The sequence below is a fragment of the Olivibacter sp. SDN3 genome, assembly GCF_014334135.1.
Lineage (GTDB): Bacteria > Bacteroidota > Bacteroidia > Sphingobacteriales > Sphingobacteriaceae > Olivibacter.
The window spans coordinates 3,403,151-3,422,270 of sequence record NZ_CP060497.1 but is presented as its reverse complement, the minus strand read 5'-3'; the positions used below and the strand labels follow the sequence as shown (position 1 = coordinate 3,422,270).

Genomic DNA, 19,120 nt, shown 5'->3' with positions numbered 1-19,120 from the left:
ATTTTACATCCCTCCTACGGTGGGATACCAATCCGGACGGTAGGGATCCTGATGGAAACGCGCATAATAGTCGCCTTTCTTCTCATAATAAGTCCCATAGAACTTCATTTTGTCTTCGTCGAGGGTCACGCCCAAGCCCGGCCCCTGCGGTACGGCAATACAACCCTCTTTATAAGGCATCAAGCCTCCTTCAATAATATCATCCAATAAATAGTGGTAATGAGCATCTCCAGCGAAGGTCATAGTCGGAATGGTGGAAGCCGTATGTAACATGGCCGCAAGCTCGATACCGAATTCGGCACCACTGTGCATCGCGACACCTAAATTAAATGTTTGGCAAACGGCACATAGATCTTTCACTCCCCGCGGTCCTTCCCAATAATGAATATCGGTGAGCACTATATCTACCGCACCTAGGCGGATGGCCGGCCCGAGATCGTCAAATTTATTGGGGTACATGTTGGTAGCGATCGGAATGTTGAGCTTTTTCCGCACCGCAGCATTTCCCTCCAGCCCCCAGGAAGGATCTTCAAAATATTCCAGGCCCAGATCTTGTAATTGCTGGCCGATTTTAACCGCTGTAGCAACAGACCATAAGCCATTGGGATCGATGCGTAAGCCAAAATCATCGCCCAATCGCTCCCGACATAAGCGCAGCACGCGCGCTTCCTCGGCCGGCGACTGCACACCCGCTTTCAGTTTCATGCTTTTAACCCCTAAGGTTTCATGCAATTCCACGCAGTGGTCTGCCAGATCTTCCGCGCGTTCATCATGCTTTCCGTCCGGGCGGTCGTAACGCCAGAACAGGTAAGCAATCATCGGGATCTTACTACGAACACTTCCGCCCAACAGATCGCTCAAAGGGCGGTTCAGCACCTTCCCCTGAATATCCAGGCAGGCCATCTCAATAGCGGCGTATAAACGCGCATTGGACAGGTAATAGATGCTCCGGAGCACCTTAAGCTTGATCAGCTCCAGATGAAAGGGATCCATACCCACAACCCTCGGTTTGAGTTTCAGCAAGGCTGCACGTTGATCGCCTCCCCCCACCTCTCCCAATCCGATCAAACCTTCGTCTGTAACGAGTTCTAAAATGGTGCGCAGGAAATAACCGGGATGCACCCCTGTGTTGTGCCGCAATTGGGCGTTAAGCGGTATCGCTACACAGCGTACTTTTAAGTCTATAATTTTCATAGCTTGTGATAAAGTAAATATTATGAGGTTTGTTAATCGATCGTTAAAAATTGAGGTGCTGCGTTCCATGCTGCTATTTTCAGCCGCTCTTTCCCCAGTGTGGGGCGTGCTGCATTTATGGTTACCCGCACATTCTTCTCCGCACCGGCCGGTAACCAGAAAAAGTTGTCGTCTGCATAAAAGGTATGGGTATCGCCCTCGAGTGCCAGCTCCGTCATGAAGAGTGGTGTTGCACGACTGTTTTTTATCGTCAGTTCCAGCACCGTGTAAGATTGCTCCGTCAGCACACTGGCTATACGCGCTTTGAAAGCACTCTTATTACGGGTTACGGTAGGCTTAAGCCAGGGACCTTCTTTAAATGTTGGCCATGGTTTCAAGACGTCCAAACTCCGTTGTTCTACACGGAAAGTGCTATCTTGCATCGCTTTCAGTACCCTTGGCCAATAAGGTATGGTGCTTATCTCCCTGCCATCACTGTCTTTTAAGGCAACAAGCGCAAAAAGGTAACGGTCTGCATAGGTTTCCGGGATGGCAAAAGTGCCGAAATCCACTTTTGTCACCGGAACACCTTCCTGAACTTCTACCGTTTCATGCTGCTCCCATAAGGTGGAAAATTCATCGTCATAAACCGTAACGCTTAATTGTACGGACGTTTTCTCTTCTGAAGCGTTCAGGACACGAACGGCCAGCGGGAAGTCTTCTCCGGGTGCCCAAAAAAGCGATGCTAAATCCAGTTTGGCGCGTAAAGGCAGGTACGATCGCTTCAAAAAATAATAAGGTGCTACCGGTTGGCCAAAACCGTCGACGAGCATGATGGCCGATACCACCGGCCAGGTTCTGTTAAACACCCAAGGCATGAGGCCGTTATTGAAGGGATAATTCCCCTGCAACTCGTCCGACAGAATCTGATAAAATTCGCCTGCACCGATCTGGGTTGCCTCCGCAATACTTTCCAAGCTCGGGCTACGCATATCGTCTATATGTGAAGCACGACTTAACATGCGGGGTACCCGGCTCGGTTCAAACTCCGCAAAATGCGAAATAAATTCAGGGTGATTTGCCGCAAAACTATCAGAATAGATATTCCCCAGATCGTTCCATTCCTTTGGATCGATTAGCTGTCGCAAACCCTTCGGATTGGCAATGGAATGCATGCCTGTTTCCGAAATGAAAGGCACATAATGATATAAGGTATCGTAAAAGCTGGGATCAATATCCGGGTAGACATGCGCATTGCCTGCATCAGAAGTGGTACGGCTGAACAAGCGCGAGGGGTCAAAATCGTTGAGCAAGCGTTCCAGAATGCCCAATGTACGATTATTGCCATAGGAATAAGGATTATGACCATTCCCGCCATTGTATACCGAAAGTGAAGGGTGGTTCCGTAAACGAAATACATTATGCAAGATCTGCGCCTCCCAAACATCCGGTGGATAATCCGGTGCATCGTAATGACTGATAGGAAAATCCTGCCAGACCATGATCCCCATTTCGTTACACAGCTTATAAAAGGTTTCCGTTTCGATCAACCCCGAGCCCCATATCCGGATCATCTGTATGCCTGCATCTCTCGCCATCTGCAAAAGCCAGCGATAACGTTCTTCGGGCATATCCAGCAAGACATCAGCAGGCATCCAGTTGATGCCTTTCAGGAAAATAGGCTTACCATTGATCACAAAGTGCCAGTCTTTCCATCGCTCTTCCACCTGCGGCCCAAAATTTGGCTGCTGCCCAATCGTGCGGATACCATAATCAAAGTCTATCTCATCACGCACTTCGCCATTTTCCGTTAAAGATAAGGTTACCTTATACAATTGCGCCTCACCCATCGTATTGGGCCACCAAAGCTTGGGTTTTTCAATCCTGATACGTTCTTTTAACCAGTTCCGCCCTTCAAAAAGCGACAAAGGATATTCAAAAACCTGTTCCTCATCGCCCGGCACCGCTAAACTGACCTTCAAGCGCAAATTGCTGTCGACTTTTTGGAGTTTAGTGCTGGGCACACCACGCGAGAGGATGGTGTTCTGCCAGGGATGCAACGTAAAATCGAGCGAGTGCTTCCGGTAAAAAAGCTCCAGCGAAAGCTCCAATTCTGCAAACTCGTCAGACAGGTTTTCTGTAACCAGAAAAGGGCGTTCCATATGGACTGGCGCAACGCGATCTATCCGTGCACCCTGCCACATGCCTACGGTAAAAAAAGGCTCTACCCCCGTCCCGCCGGTAAAAGCCCATCCCTTAATCGCTCTCCCGGGTGCTTTGGGATTAAATTTCTCCTGCATACCAAAATTTGCCGAAAGTACCTCTACCAACAAGTCATTCTTACCCTTTTTAGCATACTTACTTATCTCGATAACAGGACCTCCGAACATGCCTTCATGCTGACCGATCAATTGCCCATTTAGCCATATCCTACTGTAATAATCTATCCCGCCGAAACTCAGGAAAATATAATCACCTCCGGCATCTGGGAGTTCAAAATGATTACGATAATACCATGCACGCTGCTCTACCCAACGGTATTGTTCCGCATGGAGGTGTTTATAGGGATCGGGCAGCAAGCCTGCCTGAAACAAGGTCGCATGCACGCTTGCATTTCGTTCAAGGCCAATCCAATGCGTGGTATCAGGGAATTTTACGGCGCTATCCAGGGGTGTGGAAAGGTGCGTTAAGACCCATCCCCGGCTCAGATCGATCTGCTGCGACGGCTTTCGGGGGTATACATAATAAGGCTGCCAGAGCGTTTCACCTCTGGTGGAATCATTTGCCGGCAGACCGATTAGCGGCGCACCGGATTCGGCAAGATTTTCCCGGCCGATCTGCCCTGCAGCTTTTTCCTGGCCGGAGCCTACAAATACCCACGAGACGAGCAGAAATGTGCCAGCGAGTTTAATCAAATTTAGGTTTATCATGGTATTTTCGTTTAGGCCCATGCATTGATCAGGTCACGAGCTTCTTATCAATTGCCGTTGCGGTCTGTTTCAGCGCCTTTACAATGGTTTTCTCCTTCTTATCGTTCACTCTGGCTTCTGGTAAATACACGCTTAAACTGGCAACCACCAGTTGTTTTTTAGCTATTGGCACCGCATAACCTACAATATGTGCCTCACTGATCTGCTTGGCAAAGCCCTGTTCGATTATTTTCTTCACTTCCCGCCCAAATCCTGCCGCAGTACTTGCCTCCGGCCATAATTCACGTGTAGGCAAGCCATATTGTTTAATAAAATCTTCGCGTTCCGCCGCACCTAATGCGGCTACCAACATCCTTCCTGAAGCACTGCTGAAAACATGTTTTTCGATCTTGGATTTTACCATCAGATCATTGTCAGACATTTCCTGATGAAGCGATACCCGAATATCTTTCCTTCGAACACCCAGGAGACTGGTCTCATTCAGTGCATGCGTTAATTTATACATTTCATCTTTTGCGGCCTTAATCAATTCCTTTTCATACAAAGATTCTCCGCTCAACTGGTAAGCCATGTAACCAATACGATAACCTTTCTTGTGCCCTAATTGCTCAATATAATTTCTGTGAACCATAGTTTTCATAATATTAGCACATGTAGCATGGTTTAATTCCAGTTCATTAGCGATCTCTGTAAGTGAGAATACTTTTTTTGGCTCTTTTGACAGCAATTCTAAAATATCAAAAGCCCTATTTATCACCTGTATCATATTAACGTATTTATTATTAAGGAAATGAATTTTAATATAATAAAAGCAATAATAGTTATTCCGATTAAAAGTAACCTCCTTTATCCTTAATATCTTTGACCGATTCGCCGTTTTTAACCCATTCAAAGATCTGCTTCTCGTTCTTTAGAATCTCTTCGGCCCGGAGAAGCACCTTATAAGCCATATCCCGTGGCACCACTAGAACACCATCGATATCACCGAGTATAATATCTCCCGGTTTGATCGTTACATTTCCGATGATGATCGTGACCTGGTAATGACTGATCAGGCAGCGCCCAAGACTTCCGTTCGAAATGCGGTATTTATAAAACACCGGAAAATCTGCTTCCAAAATCTGGTGGGTATCGCGAATGCCGCCGTCAATGCATGCCGCTTTCACCTTTTTACCTTTGGCCGTTGCCGTCATAACACCGCCCCATAGTGTAGCCTGTTCATCAGCACTGGTGTCCCAAACCACAAAGGCGTCTTCATGCATCTCGTCTAACATTTGCGTTCGGAATTCCATTTCACCACTAATAATGGCATTCGGTGCACTTTTGACGGTAAAAGCCAAGCCCGCAACCGTGCGGTATTCCCGCAAGGGAAGAATGTGATGGGGTAGTGCCTGATTCAAGAGGCAAAACTCTCTTAACACATCGTTAACCGCACCGGTATATAACTTTTCAAACCTTTCGAGCAGTTCTTTATCCGGCACCGGAAAAGCTATTTTTTCATTACGCTCGCGTAATTTAATTAAGGCATCCAGGTTCATCATGCCTACTTCTTTCTTATATTGGTTTATGCTCATATTTTGTTGTTTGTTGAGTTTTTATGCTATTTGTATTTCATTTAATGCTGTTGTTTATCCAGATTTACGTATCAATCGTTAAAGGTGCCGGAGCTATTTTAGGTAGGTAACTATCATTTGCATAGCAAAACTTTACCGCCAAGCCTATGGCCACAGCACCCAATGCATAACTCACGCTTAACATCGAAAAGGCGAATGATAGCCCCCAGAAAGGTTTGAGTATCCCCATTAACAAGGGTGAAAATGAACCGACTAAAAAGGCCATCATCAGCATCACACCTGCAGCCGAGGAACGTATCTTAGGTGCAATCACTTCATACAGTGAAGCAAAAATATTAGCGTCATAAATGCCCCGGAAAACACCGAAAACAAATAAAGTGAGATAAGTTTCGATGATTGTGCCTGCCGCCCCGACAAAGTATATAAAAGGCACACCACAGGCCAGCGCGATTGCTTGCAAGGTCAGTCGGTTTTTGCCCGTCTTCCTAGCTAATCTATCCGATACATAGCCACCAATAATTACCCCCGTAAATGCACCCACATGATGATAAATCATGGAGTTGAAGCCAGCGGACGGAATAGACAGGTTAAATTTTTCTACCAGTAAGGAGGGCATCCAGGTCAGGTAACCGACGTTTACAAATACCATACATCCAAAGGCAAAAGTGAGTAAGAGCACGGTAGGCTTTTTACCAATGATGGCCAGTGTGCTTGCGATGCTTACTTTATCTTCCACCTGTTGAGGCAAATCTTTGGCCATCCGGAGGAAGATCACCACCGCGAGCAACACGCCCATCGCGCCAAAGACGTAAAAAGCATTTCGCCAACCGTAGCTTTCGGCTATCCTGCCGGCAATCAAACCACTTAGCACGATACCAAAGTAAACGGCACTCTGATGTAGTGATAGCGCAAAAGAGCGTTGCTTTTGGTACCTTTCACTGATATAGGCATTGGCCGCCGGTGCATAGAAAGCCTCACCGCCGCCGGTTGCAATACCCCGCAGCAGTACAAACTGCATAACGGTATGGCAAAAACCCGTTAAAAGTGTTGCCGTACTCCAAAAGAATAAACAAAAACCGATCAGGTTTCTGCGACTATAGCGGTCGCCCACAAAACCAGCAATGGGTACCAGCAGGCCATATGCCCAGATAAGTGCGGATGCAATAAGCCCCAGTTCGGTGTCAGTCAAATCAAGATCCACCTTAATTAAAGGCAATACCACGCCGAATATCTGCCTATCTGCCTGGTTGAGAAAAAAAGCCAACCACAGCCATAATAAAGGTTCCCATTTATGTCTATTCTTCATCGCCATAAGGTTTAGCAGACGCAAAACCTGCCTTGGCAAGCCATCCGCCGTCAATGGTTATACTCGATCCCGTCATATACCTATCGTGATCAACGAGTTGTGCCACGATAGCAGCTATATCTTCCACCTCGCCCATTCTGCCTAAGGGAATATGCTGCTCTACCGCTTGCCGCTTCTCCGCATCATGCCAAACAGCTTCGTTAATTGCCGTTTTAATAGCACCTATGACCAAGGTGTTCACCCGGATGCCATGGGGTGCTAATTCCACCGCCACGCCCTTCATTAAGGTTTCCAAAGCACCCTTGGTAGCACCATAGACACTGTGTCCGATTCCAGGCCGTATCGCATTGACCGAAGTAAGCGTATAAATAGCGCCCGGTCGTTCCTGCTCCACCATCTGCAGGGCAATGGCCTGCGTTAATAATACCGTTCCTCGAAAATTGACTTTCGTGAAGTGATCGATGTCCTCTAGCGTATGATCCAAAAAATGTTTTTTATAAGACACTCCTGCATTGTTAACCAGCAAATCTACACCGCCCGATAGCTTCCGGGCTTCGGCTGCCAAGCCCTTTACCTGGCTGGGATCTCCCAGATCTGCTGTCAGCATATGCCCTTCTCCACCCCCTTGCAAGATTTCTTCCAATACCTCCCCGGCCGTTCGTTCATCCCCGAAGTGGTGAAGCAATATGTTCCAACCCTTATGTGCTAACTGTATAGCGATGGCTTTGCCAATTCCGCTGGAGGCGCCTGTTACCAGGGCCGTTTTCCTGTGCTTGCTATGCGCATTCATATTCGCTTATTTGTATCTAGGTATCTATTCAAGTTTAATCACTTGCCTTTTTGCATTCCAGGCATCAACCGTTATTATCGCCTGCTTTCCTTTTACGCTTTCCCGCCAATTGATTTTTAATGTCAGCGTGCGCTCTTCGCCCGGTGCTAACCAAAAATAATTATCATCGGCAACAAAAACCCTTTTAACACCTCCTATATCCACAGTAGTCATAAAGGCCGGCTTTTTTCCTTCATTCTTCACCTTGCAGCTGATGAGCATCAAGCCATCTTCTTCCCGTTGATCAAGCAAAACCAAAGACAATGCAGTGGACGATTTCGCCACACGCGGCTTGAGCCAGGGCCCTTTTTCGAGCGTGATCCAGGGAATAGGCTCCTCCAAATAAGAACGGTATAAAGCTGCATCGTTTAATTGCGCCAGTACGCGCAGGTTATATTGCGACTGCGATATCTTTTTACCGTTTTGATCGAAAAGTTCTACGATCAGGAAAAGAAACCTATCCCGATAATCGTCAGCTATAGCCAAACTATCCATTGCCAGTTCGTGCACACCAGTGCCTTCGGCAATATCCAGCGACTGCTCCCGTACCGCGAGCTCATGGAAAGTATCGTCCATATAAGTTACCCGTATGTTGGCTTTCGGTATGGCTTCATATGGCCCATGCAGCACCTTGGGCGAAAGCCTTATCTGCTCCCCTGGCTTAAAGAGTAAACGTGGCAGATCAAGCATCACATGCGTAGGCTCATAGGTGCGCTTCAGAAAATAGTAGGGTGCCCCCGCCTGACCGAACCAATCCATCAACTGTATAGCAATAACCGGCCAATGCCTTTTGAAGACCCAGGGCATCAAACCGGTGGTTACGGGATAATTTGCCTGAACGCCTTCGGCCATCACCTGATACCATTCACCCGCCCCCACCTGCGATGCCTCGGTAATCTCTTCGATGCTGGGATCTTGCATATTATTGAAATGCGAGGCCCTACTCAACATGCGCGGCACCCGCGCCGGGCCATATTCGGTAAAATGATGGATAAACTCCGGATGCTTTGCAGCAAAATCCTTTTCCCACATTTTTCCCAGACCGAAAAATTCATTGGAATCCACGAGTTCATAAAAGAGCTTTGCTTCCGGCATACTGTGCATACCGGTTTCGGCAATCCAAGGTTCATTCCGGTAACTCACTTTGTACCAATTCGGATCCATATCCGGATAGACATGTGCCGAACCGCCATCCGGAGAGGTGCGCAAAAACAAACGGCTCGGATCAAAAATGGTAAGGTTTCGTTCCAGGATACCGATCGAAGCTGCATTGCCGAAGGAATAGGGGTTGAATTCATTCCCCCCGCACCAGACTACAAGCGAAGGATGATTGCGTAAGCGGATAATATTCTGCACCACCTGTGCTTCCCAGATATCCTGCGGATAGTCTGGCGTATCCTGATTACCGATGGGAAAATCCTGCCATACCATAATGCCCAGCTCATTGCAAAGCTTGTAGAAGGTCTCCGTCTCCAATAAGCCACCGCCCCATACCCGAACGAGCTGCACGCCCATATCTTTCATGGCCTGCAATGCCCATCGGTACCGCTCTTCACTTAAGTCCAAGAGTAAATCTGCAGGCGTCCAATTCATACCCTTTACGAAAATGGGTTTATTATTCACCACAAACTGCCAGTCTTCCCAATTATCGGCTGTTCGCACGGAAGTAGTGCGTTTACGCCCGATACTTCGTACACCATAGTCAAAGTTCAGCTGATCGATTAATTTTCCATCCTGTTCTACAAGCAGTTCCACAGCATAAACATGTGCTTCGCCCAATCCATTAGGGTACCAAAGCTTCGGGTTCGGCAACTTCAGTTGCTTTTCCACCCAGCTTTTCCCCTCGATCACCTCAGATTCCCAGCTCAACGAATGTACCTGCTGCCCATGGCTCAGGAAATTGAGCGTAAGTTGCACATTTTTCTGTAGTGGGGCCAACACATTACCTTTCTCATCGGGGTGGTTGATCTGCGTATTATGCCAGGGATGTAAGGAAAAATCCAGTGACGTTTTGTTGGCAAAAAGCTCGCATGCGAACTGCAAGGTCGCTTCATCCGACGCAATTGCCTCTGTTGTCAAATAAGGTCGTTCCACATGCACGGGCGGTACCAAATCAATGCGCACCTGCTGCCACATGCCCAGCACAAAGAAAGCTTCCGTTCCAGAGCCTCCGCCAATTACCCATGGGCGGACGATCTTTCCACTCTTCCGGGGGTTGAAGCCATTGAATTTGCTGTAATCAAACTCCCCCGAATTGGTGCGGTTGAGTTCGGTAAAATTATCACCCATCTTGCCCCAATTGGCAGCTTTAACCTCCACAACGATCTCATTGCTACCCTCCCAATGCAGTTTATCCGAAATTTCCAGCACCGGCCCGCCAAACATACCTTCGTGCGAGCCAAGCAGCTCCCCGTTTAACCAAACTCTGGAGAAATAGTCGATACCGTCGAAAGACAAAAAAGCGCGCATCTGCTGTTCTCTTTTTGGCATCTCCACCTTTTTGCTGTAATACCAAACCTTTGCCTCTACCCAGCGATATTGTTGTGCATTCAGATGTGCATAAGGATGCGGCAGTTTGCCCGCTTTATAAAGCGACCAATGTACCGAATTGGGCACTTCCGTAGCAAAGGCCTCCTGTTTATCTTTCAAATCATCGAAAGCCTCAATAGGCCGGTCGGTATAAGCCAGCTCCCAGGTTCCGCTGATATCCACCTGTTGCGCGGCAGCTCTCGGGCTAATGCGATAGGGTTGCCAAAGTTCATGTGTCTCCTTATCCGGCTGTGCACAAACTATAGCACAGCAATATATCCACAGTAGGTTAAGCAGTATATCTTTCATTTTAAACGCCATTAATAACCAGGATTTTGATCAGTTGCCGGATTCAACGCTTCATTAAAATTCATCTCAGATACCGGTATGGGCCACAGAAAATGTCTTTCAGCAATATCTTTACCGGTAGCTTCACGAATAATTTCCCGAACCTTTCCCGTACGATTCAGATCCAACCAACGCTTTCCCTCCATTTGCGTTTCATAACCCCTTTCCTGAAGTACCAGATCCAGAAAAGATGCGAGATCATAATCACCTAATTGGAAATCGACTTCACTTGCCTGTGCAGGATTATAACCATACGCTCTTCTATGTACGCTATTCAAGCTTTCGATAGCCTGTGCGTTGGGCGCACCATTTGCGTGTGCGGCCGCCTCGGCATGAATAAGCAACAGATCGGCGTAACGGTACAAAGGATAGTCATTAGAAGCCCCGTTATTGCCCACCGCAGTGGGATCGATAAATTTTTTTGATAGCAGGCTCGTATTTCCCAAGCCGATATCCCATGAATACCAGTTATAGGCCTTGCGGAGATCGCGATCATCCCAAGACTGGTACACCGGATTATCCGTACTGGTGTACAAGGCATAATAGCCACCATTCCCATGCATATCGCTACCCGGGATGTGAAAAAACATGACGGTAAACCAACCTTGGTTATTTCCCAGTTTGGAAAACTTCAGATAAAATATTTCTTCCGGCGTATTGATCACATCCGGACCGTAAATATCGATAAAATCGTCTGCAGTGCTCACCGGAACCAGACTGTAAGGCCCATTGGTGATCACTTCCTCTGCCTTGGCGGCGGCCTCCGCATATTTATGCTGGTAAAAATAAACATCTGCCAGCAAGGTTTTTGCCGCCCACAAAGATGGTTTACCCGCATATGCCGCATTGGTTGGCAGATTTTGTTCTGCAAATAGGAGATCTTCTTCAATTAGGGCATATACGGCCTCAGGGCTGCTTTTAGGTGCAGCTTCCTCCTCTGCATTTGCTTCTGTACGCAGAATCACCGCTCCCCAATGCCGCACCAGAAAAAAATAGTCCAGCGCCCGGATGAATCGTGCTTCAGCCACATAACTGGCGATATCTTCGGCAGATAGGTTCTCGCCATTGGGCGCGTTTGCGATCACTAGATTGGCATTTCTGATAGACAGGTAAAATAAGTTCCACATGGTCTGCGTACGGGTAATGTTCGTGGGGTCCAGCCCTTGAAACTCACTCAAAGGGCCGTAACTGCCACGCCCATAAGCATAATCCACATAAGATTCTACCTGCGGCAGATAGGTTCCGCCTAAACCATCGACATTCCGAAGTGGTGCATAGGCCGCATTTACCGCTGCTTCCACTTCGGCAGGTGAATTATAGAAGTTTTCTACGGAAAGCGATTTGGGCTGCTCTGTCAGTGTCTTCTGACAAGCTGTGAGCAGCATAAGTATGGCGATATAGGATATCGTTTTCATTGTAAATAATTTTTTGTTAGAAATTAGCCCTCATGCCGAACGTAACCGTTTTTGCTGTTGGATAGCTATAATAATCAAAGCCCTGCGCGGTAGAATTACCACCACCGCGGGTATTCACCTCTGGATCCCACCAGGAATACTTCGTAAAAGTTAGCAGGTTCTGGCCACTGGCATAGAGCTGGAAGCCCTTTACCCAGGCCACATTCCATTTATCGACGGGCAAGCTGTAGGCCAATTGAATGTTCCGTAAACGAAGGTAGGACCCATCTTCCACCATCCTATCGGAAACGCGGGCGTTTGATACCCTGCTGATTACCGGGTATTTCGCATTGGGGTTTTCGGGCGTCCAGTGATCATTGTATACCTCCCGGGGCATATTCAACCCAAAATTATAATCCAGTGTGTTGTTGATCTTGCTGATATTGAATATATCATTGCCCTGTGTGCCCTGCAAAAATATGGTAAGTTCTAAGCCCTTAAAACGCATGACCGAATTGAGCCCGTAGATAAAATCCGGATTCGGATCGCCGATATAGGTTTTGTCGAGCTGCGTAATCTGTCCGTCTCCATCCAGATCAGCAAAGCGGATCTGCCCTGCCTCCGTATAACCGTCTTCCAGATAACCCCAAAACCTTCCGATGGGCTGCCCTTCCCGTAAGATATTGGCATAATCGCTGATAAAGGAGACACTAAAATCTCCACCCAGAATATCCCTTCCACCATGTAAACGGAGTACCTTGTTGCGGTTAATGGAAAAGTTGCCGCTGAGATCCCACTCGAAGGCTCCTCCTCGGAAGATATTGGCGTCGATTGAAAACTCAAAACCACGGTTCTGTACGGAGCCAACATTTTGAATGGTATTGGTAAAACCCAGCGAAGCGGGTAAGGCAACCGTATTCAAGAGGTCTCTTGTATTTTTGATATAATAGTCGGCCACTATTCTGATGCGATCATCCCACAAACCCGCATCGATACCAATATCAGTCTGGGCGGTGGTCTCCCATTTTAAATTTCCCGGTAAACGTGTGCCGGGAGCAAACTGATTGAACAAGGCATCATCAAATATGGTCTTGCCACCAATAAGCTGATTGAGCGTAGCATAGGGGCTGATGGCCTGGCTACCCGTAGTACCATAACCCACACGGAGCTTAAGATCCGAGATAAAAGTTATGTCCTTCATAAAGTTCTCTTCTGACAGACGCCAGGAAAGTGCTCCGGAAGGGAAATAACCCCATTTATTGCCTTCACTATAGCGCGACGACCCATCCGAACGAAAACTAATAGTGGCCAGATATTTACTGTTAAAGCTGTAATTTACGCGCCCCAGAAAGGATAACAAGTTGCTATACACATAACTGGATCCGGGTATTCCCGGAATTTCCGCTGACCCCAGATCAGCTGTTTCGGTAATATTGCTCAGAAAGCCCATACCCGAACCCGTGAGATCAGTGGTATAAAAATCCTGATAAGTGAAGCCCGCTACTGCCGAAAGATTATGTTTATCGGCAAAAGTTTTGGTATAGGTGATGGTATTTTCACTCAATTTACTCATATTCTGCGTAGCTGTGACGTTGGCACTTCCCCTGGAATTCTGGAAATTGATACTCGTATAATTATCGGCTCTATCGTCATTGTTCTCTATCCCTCCTGCAATGCGGATGGCCAGTTCGGGTATAGGCCGATACGTCAGGGCCACATTGGCCAGTATACGATTTGAATTTACCCGATCAAAGGTTTCATTAATATGATTGAGCGGGTTGATCAGTACGTTCGAGCCCCATGGGTATACAATCGACAGATCCCGTAAAGAACCATCCTCATGGTAAGGGGTGATGGTTGGATAGGCAGATATTGCTGCCGAGATCATCGAACCACCCCGATTGCCTCCGCCCGAATTCCGCCGGTCTGTTTCAATACGCGTGAGTGTTGCGCCCCCGTCAACACTGAACTTTTCGCTGATCTTATGCTGGATATTGGAACGGAAAGAATAGCGATCGTAGGTACTCCCTTTAATGACACCATCTTGCAAAAAAACACTACCTCCAAGCGAAAACTGTGTGTTATCATTACCACCACCAATAGTTAAATTATAGTTTTGCATCGGTGCAGATTGAAAGACCAAATCCTGCCAATCAAAGCCCTCACCCATGTTATTGATCTCTTCCTGACTAAAGCGTGGATCCAAACCATCGTTAGCCGCTTGCATATTATAAAATGAGGCAAACTCACGGGCATTCATCAGGTCAAGCTTCTTCCGAAGCGTTTGCACGCCATAACTCGCTTCCAGATCAACATTGGTCACCCCGGCCTTTCCTCTCCTTGTGGTGATCAGGATCACCCCATTAGCTCCTCTGGAACCATAGATCGCGGTAGCAGAAGCGTCCTTCAGGATTTCTACGGACTCGATATCCGAGTTGTTCAACACGGTAGGATTGGTTCCCGACATTGGGAAACCGTCTACCACATAAAGCGGCTCGTTGTTTCCCTGTATCGAGTTTGTACCCCTGATACGTACACTGGCACTTGCGCCAGGCGCGCCGGTATTCTGTGAAACCTGTACCCCTGAAGCCCGGCCATTGAGTGCTTGAATAATATTGGTTGTTGGAAAAGCATTAATTTCCGTGCTTTTTACCTGGGCAAGCGAACCGGTAAGATCAGACTTACGCACCTGCCCGTAGCCGATGATCACGAGCTCATCCAATGCATGGGCATCTGTTTCAAGCTGCATATTAACTACCTCCGTGTTCGCTACCGTCACTTCCTGTGTTTTATAACCAACAGATGAAAAAACGAGTGTCTCCCCTACACGCGTTTCCAGTGTAAATTCACCTTTTTCATTGGTTGATGTTCCCCGTTGCGTTCCCTTTACTTTCACGCTCACGCTAGGTAAAGGCTCCTGTGATTGATCGCGCACGGTTCCTCGAATGTTCCTGTCCTGCCCAAACAGCGGAAAATGCACGAGTGCCAGCCAGGCACATATGCCACACGCGAAAAGAATTTTGACATTACTCATAATATGGTTCAATTGGTTAACGGTTAATTTACTATTATAAAATAGTATTTTATATTATACAAATATAAGTAATGAAAAATAATTTGCAAGAAAAAAATACTTTTTCTTCGCTGAGCAAAAAGTAAGCGCCTTAAGACCGTCTGTACGCATAAATTCTGTAACGGAAAAAACAGCTTCGATAATAACGAAGCAATTTCAGAGGCCTTCACCGCCACCTATCGAATTTACGATAGTGTGTTTCCCTTTTGTAGACATTTTGTATATGGCATAATTGAAGAAGTAGATACTTTGTTCCCTTTTCACTTACCTTAAGTTCTTTTTTTTGACTCAACTTTACGGCATAAATCAAATAGAAAAAAATATGAACTCAAAAGCGCAAGCTATTTTAAGCTATTTAGGGATTTTATGGCTTATTGCTTATTTCTGTGGCAAGAAAGAAAGGGATCATTTCAGCATTTACCATTTAAAACAGGGATTGGGGCTTTTAGTGCTAGCCATTATCTTTAACGTTGCCGTACGTCTCATCGCCATGGCCGCCCCATCTGTAGCGTTGATGATCAGTTATGCCGGTATTCTTTTCCTCATCCTGATGGTAATCGGTATTATCCACGCTGTAAATGAAGTAAAAAAGCCTTTGCCGATATTCGGTAAAATGTTTGAAGATAAATTTCCATTTATCGATCAATAAGCATTTGAAAATACACAGATCAACAAGAAAGGTTTTCTTACCGGCTAGCGCTCATCAAGAACTTGAGGGCCCGTAGGAACCTTTTTGTGTTCTACTTATTAATTTAACTAGGTGCTTAACCAATAAATATTATCGTGAAAAAACTAACATTTAAACCCTTTTTAAAGGCAACACTTATCGAAAGATTGCGGGAGAAACTTCCCCACTACAAAATAGTAACCAGCATGGGTTCATTACGAGTGCGCACAAGCGGCTTTACCGTCACCGGAAATGTCCATATAAAAACCAAACCGGGAGCCGGAAAAGTTAAGACCAGCACTAATTTCGATATGGCTTTCTTCTACCTGTTCTTTTCTCTCCCAGTAGGTTTTTATCTATTCTTAAAAAAAGAAAAGATGATAAAACTGGAAGATGAGATCGTACAGGCTTTGAAAGAAATCCTCGAACCGGCGGATTGATTTAACCCATATTTTTCTTCACATCAGGCTGGAACTTTAAGCCTGGCGTTAGCCAGTATAACAATATTATCCGGGAATACCTATAGTTAAATGGAGCCAGAATAACAACTGTTGCAAAGGCTATTCCCGTGTAGAACCATGGCGATTCAATTTCTCCGGCGAGAAAGTAAACCGCAATACAAACCGTAACCAATTCGGCAACAATCATGGCATAACTCACAAACATGGATACATAAAAATAGCCAGGTTCACGTTCAAACCGAAGATTACAGCAAGGGCATGTTTCATTCATTTTCTGAACTTTAAGACCATAAACCTTCCCTTCAAAGATAGAACCTGCTCTGCATCTCGGACATTTGGCCATCAATGCGCTTTGAAACTCCCTGGGTACTGTGTTATCTTTCATCTCTTTAGTTTTTTTCAAAAAAATGCATCATTTACTGGGGTCATTTCACACGGAAAGGTACGCCCTGTTGCCCCCTTTAATTGGTGATAAAGGTACTGCGAGCTCCTAATACCTTTGTAGTGTAATTTATGGTTATCATGGTAGTTTTTACTTATTCAGCGGCAAGCCAGTAACCTATTTAACAGCCACTGAAATAATTTCTGTATTTTGCGAAAGCTTTGGATATTTGGCATTAGCGGCAACTGTAAACAGATACATTCAGATAGATGACAAATAATGGAAATTGCAATATACACACCGACTGAATTATTAAGGCCTTTCATCAAGACTTACAAAATTATCGAAAGCCGGGAAGAACTGGTTAATAGAGTTGTGCCAAGTACTTCATTTGCTATGGCGTTTCGCTTTCGGGGCCAAATTTCATATGTTAACGACACAGACAAGACTGCTTTACCCATCGCAACATTTTCGGGTTTACGAAAATCTGTTCGACTCATTAACTACGCACCTAAAACAGGCGCCTTAATTGTACTGCTTAAAGAAACAGGTGTCTCCGCATTTTTCAAACAACCACTCCACGAAATGTTTGAAGCAAGCGTTTCATTAGATAATTTTTTTCCACAGTCAGAAATTTCAATTGTAGAAGAATGCTTGGCCGAAACCGAAAACAACCAGACAAGAATTGCTATTATCGAACAATTTCTATACTCAAAACTCGCTTACCATAAGCCCGACCCTCTTGTGTCAGAAGCTATCACTAAAATCTATTCAAAAAATGGCATAATTAGAATACGTCAGTTAGCCGATGGTTTATATATCAGTCAGGATGCTTTTGAGAAGAGGTTTAGAAAAGTGACAGGAACTACACCCAAACAGTTTTCTTCCATTGTCAAAATGAAAGCTATCATCCGCCAATATCCGGCACCTTCTTCTTTTCTTGATATAGCACTTGAAAACGGCTACTACGACCAACCGCATTTCAACAAAAACTTTAAACTTTTTACGGGACAAACGCCAACCGACTTTTTCAAATCCACATCGTATTGGTAAATCAATGATTTTTTACAATGATTGGATTGCCTACAGACAGACCTTTGTAACAAAAAAATAAAACAAATGAAATCAGGTCTATTCGCAATTATTATTTGTTTGGCATTCATCAGTTGTAAAACTTCTGCACAGACAAACAGCAGTGCATCACAGTCAAAAAAAAATGAGATGAAACAGTTTAGCGTATTGGTAAGGGTACCCGAAACCTATGGTGGAGAACAGGCAAAATTGGTAAATCCGCAGTGGGATAAATTGCTTGAACAGTGGAAAGAAAAAGGCTTTTATGTTTTGAGCTTCGCTTTCCCGGGCGAAAGTTACACCGTGTCTGGAAGCGAGAAATCAGTAAAAAAAGAAACAGTTCTTTCAGATAACCTAAAAGTCGTGAGTAATATCGTTCTTCGAGCGAAAACAATAGAACAGGCGTTAGAGCTTGCGAAATCCTGTCCCATTCTTATATACGGTGGAAAAGTGGAAGTGCGGGAAATACCCAAGCCAATCAAACTAACAAAATAGGTTGTTCTTTTTCGGTTGACTACAAGTCTTTCGCAAAAATTGTAAGATGATTTTTTGGATAAAGATGACCTGAATGGCGCTATCAAGGCCAAAGAGATCGTCACATCGATGGAAGCCAGTGATGTAAGATTCTTCATTTTTACCGTACCTTTATAAAACTTTGGTTTGTTTATTCAAAAAAATCAACTCAATGAAATTAAAGGTCATTATAACAGGAGCAACCGGGATGGTGGGCGAAGGTGTACTACAGCAATGTATTGTCAACCCCGAAGTAGAAAAAATATTGCTGATCAACCGCAAACCAAGTAGATATTCACATCCTAAAATCGAAGAAATACTACATAGTGATTTCAATGATATTTCAGCAATTGCTGCGCGAACAAAGGATTACGATGCCTGCTATTTTTGCCTTGGTGTTTCTGTCATAGGGATGAGTGAGGCAGCCTACACCAAGGTAACCTATAACCTTACCTTAGATTTTGCAAAAACCTTATCGGCGGTCAATCCGCAGATGACTTTCTGTTATGTCTCCGGAAGCGGCACCGACAGTACCGAAAAAGGAAAACAAATGTGGGCAAGGGTAAAAGGCAGAACAGAAAACGACCTGACGAAGCTTCCATTCAAAGCTGTTTACAATTTCCGTCCGGCTTTTATGAAACCATCGAAAGGTGCTAAAAATATAAAAGGGTTCTACAAAATCATTAATTTACTTTTTCCTTTATTCAGAATATTCAGTAAAACTTATTTTCTCACATTGGAAGAAGTGGGAAAAGCAATGATCAATGTAACTATTGGTGGCTATCCGAAACATGTTCTCGAAGTAAAAGATATCGCTTTGCTTTCTAAGAAGTAGCTGTTGCAAAAATGGTTCGCAGCTGCGAACTATTA

Annotated in this window: 15 protein-coding genes; 5 read left to right on the top strand and 10 right to left on the bottom strand. The window is 45.4% G+C overall.

Going from position 1 to position 19,120, the window contains the following annotated elements:
- Positions 1-3: 3 nt before the first annotated feature.
- The 9 genes from H8S90_RS14150 to H8S90_RS14110 form a co-directional block, all read right to left on the bottom strand.
- Entirely contained in the window at positions 4-1,194 is a 1,191-nt protein-coding gene (locus H8S90_RS14150; protein ID WP_187338519.1) for an enolase C-terminal domain-like protein, read from the bottom strand.
- A gap of 32 nt (positions 1,195-1,226) precedes the next feature.
- Positions 1,227-4,103 carry a glycoside hydrolase family 2 protein gene (locus tag H8S90_RS14145; protein WP_187338518.1) on the bottom strand — a complete coding sequence of 959 codons (2,877 nt, stop codon included), beginning with the start codon at positions 4,101-4,103 and terminating at the stop codon, positions 1,227-1,229.
- Between the two features lie 28 nt (positions 4,104-4,131).
- Positions 4,132-4,869 carry an IclR family transcriptional regulator gene (locus H8S90_RS14140; RefSeq protein ID WP_187338517.1) on the bottom strand — a complete coding sequence of 246 codons (738 nt, stop codon included), beginning with the start codon at positions 4,867-4,869 and terminating at the stop codon, positions 4,132-4,134.
- 64 nt (positions 4,870-4,933) lie between these two features.
- On the bottom strand, positions 4,934-5,677 hold the full coding sequence (locus H8S90_RS14135) for an RraA family protein (protein WP_187338516.1): 744 nt from the start codon (positions 5,675-5,677) through the stop codon (positions 4,934-4,936).
- Between the two features lie 64 nt (positions 5,678-5,741).
- Complete coding sequence (locus H8S90_RS14130) at positions 5,742-6,983, bottom strand: MFS transporter (RefSeq protein WP_255501609.1); 1,242 nt, start codon at positions 6,981-6,983, stop codon at positions 5,742-5,744.
- On the bottom strand, positions 6,973-7,773 hold the full coding sequence (locus tag H8S90_RS14125; RefSeq protein ID WP_187338514.1) for an SDR family NAD(P)-dependent oxidoreductase: 801 nt from the start codon (positions 7,771-7,773) through the stop codon (positions 6,973-6,975). Before H8S90_RS14125 ends, H8S90_RS14130 begins: the two co-directional genes overlap by 11 nt.
- Positions 7,774-7,797: 24 nt before the next feature.
- A complete protein-coding gene (locus H8S90_RS14120) occupies positions 7,798-10,650 on the bottom strand; it encodes a sugar-binding domain-containing protein (RefSeq protein WP_187338513.1) in 2,853 nt (950 codons plus the stop codon).
- Positions 10,651-10,661: 11 nt separating this feature from the next.
- Positions 10,662-12,104 (bottom strand): RagB/SusD family nutrient uptake outer membrane protein, encoded by a 1,443-nt coding sequence (locus tag H8S90_RS14115; protein WP_187338512.1) that lies wholly within the window; start codon positions 12,102-12,104, stop codon positions 10,662-10,664.
- Positions 12,105-12,120: 16 nt separating this feature from the next.
- Positions 12,121-15,117, bottom strand: coding sequence for a TonB-dependent receptor (locus H8S90_RS14110; RefSeq protein WP_187338511.1), 2,997 nt, complete (start codon positions 15,115-15,117; stop codon positions 12,121-12,123).
- Between the two features lie 361 nt (positions 15,118-15,478).
- Between H8S90_RS14110 and H8S90_RS14105 the strand changes: the two genes are divergently transcribed.
- Positions 15,479-15,805 (top strand): hypothetical protein, encoded by a 327-nt coding sequence (locus H8S90_RS14105; protein ID WP_187338510.1) that lies wholly within the window; start codon positions 15,479-15,481, stop codon positions 15,803-15,805.
- Positions 15,806-15,939: 134 nt separating this feature from the next.
- Positions 15,940-16,263, top strand: coding sequence for a hypothetical protein (locus H8S90_RS14100; protein WP_187338509.1), 324 nt, complete (start codon positions 15,940-15,942; stop codon positions 16,261-16,263).
- A 1-nt stretch (position 16,264) separates the two neighbouring features.
- On the opposite strand, the gene H8S90_RS14095 is transcribed toward H8S90_RS14100, so the two are convergent.
- On the bottom strand, positions 16,265-16,669 hold the full coding sequence (locus H8S90_RS14095) for a DUF983 domain-containing protein (RefSeq protein ID WP_187338508.1): 405 nt from the start codon (positions 16,667-16,669) through the stop codon (positions 16,265-16,267).
- Positions 16,670-16,945: 276 nt separating this feature from the next.
- Between H8S90_RS14095 and H8S90_RS14090 the strand changes: the two genes are divergently transcribed.
- The 3 genes from H8S90_RS14090 to H8S90_RS14080 all read left to right on the top strand — a co-directional run bounded on the left by H8S90_RS14090 (position 16,946) and on the right by H8S90_RS14080 (position 19,085).
- Positions 16,946-17,719: a helix-turn-helix transcriptional regulator gene (locus H8S90_RS14090; protein WP_187338507.1), complete on the top strand. Its 774-nt coding sequence runs from the start codon at positions 16,946-16,948 to the stop codon at positions 17,717-17,719.
- 168 nt (positions 17,720-17,887) lie between these two features.
- Positions 17,888-18,232, top strand: a complete 345-nt coding sequence (locus tag H8S90_RS14085) for a hypothetical protein (RefSeq protein ID WP_255501608.1) — start codon at positions 17,888-17,890, stop codon at positions 18,230-18,232.
- A gap of 190 nt (positions 18,233-18,422) precedes the next feature.
- Positions 18,423-19,085, top strand: a complete 663-nt coding sequence (locus H8S90_RS14080; protein WP_187338505.1) for an NAD-dependent epimerase/dehydratase family protein — start codon at positions 18,423-18,425, stop codon at positions 19,083-19,085.
- Positions 19,086-19,120 lie beyond the last annotated feature (35 nt).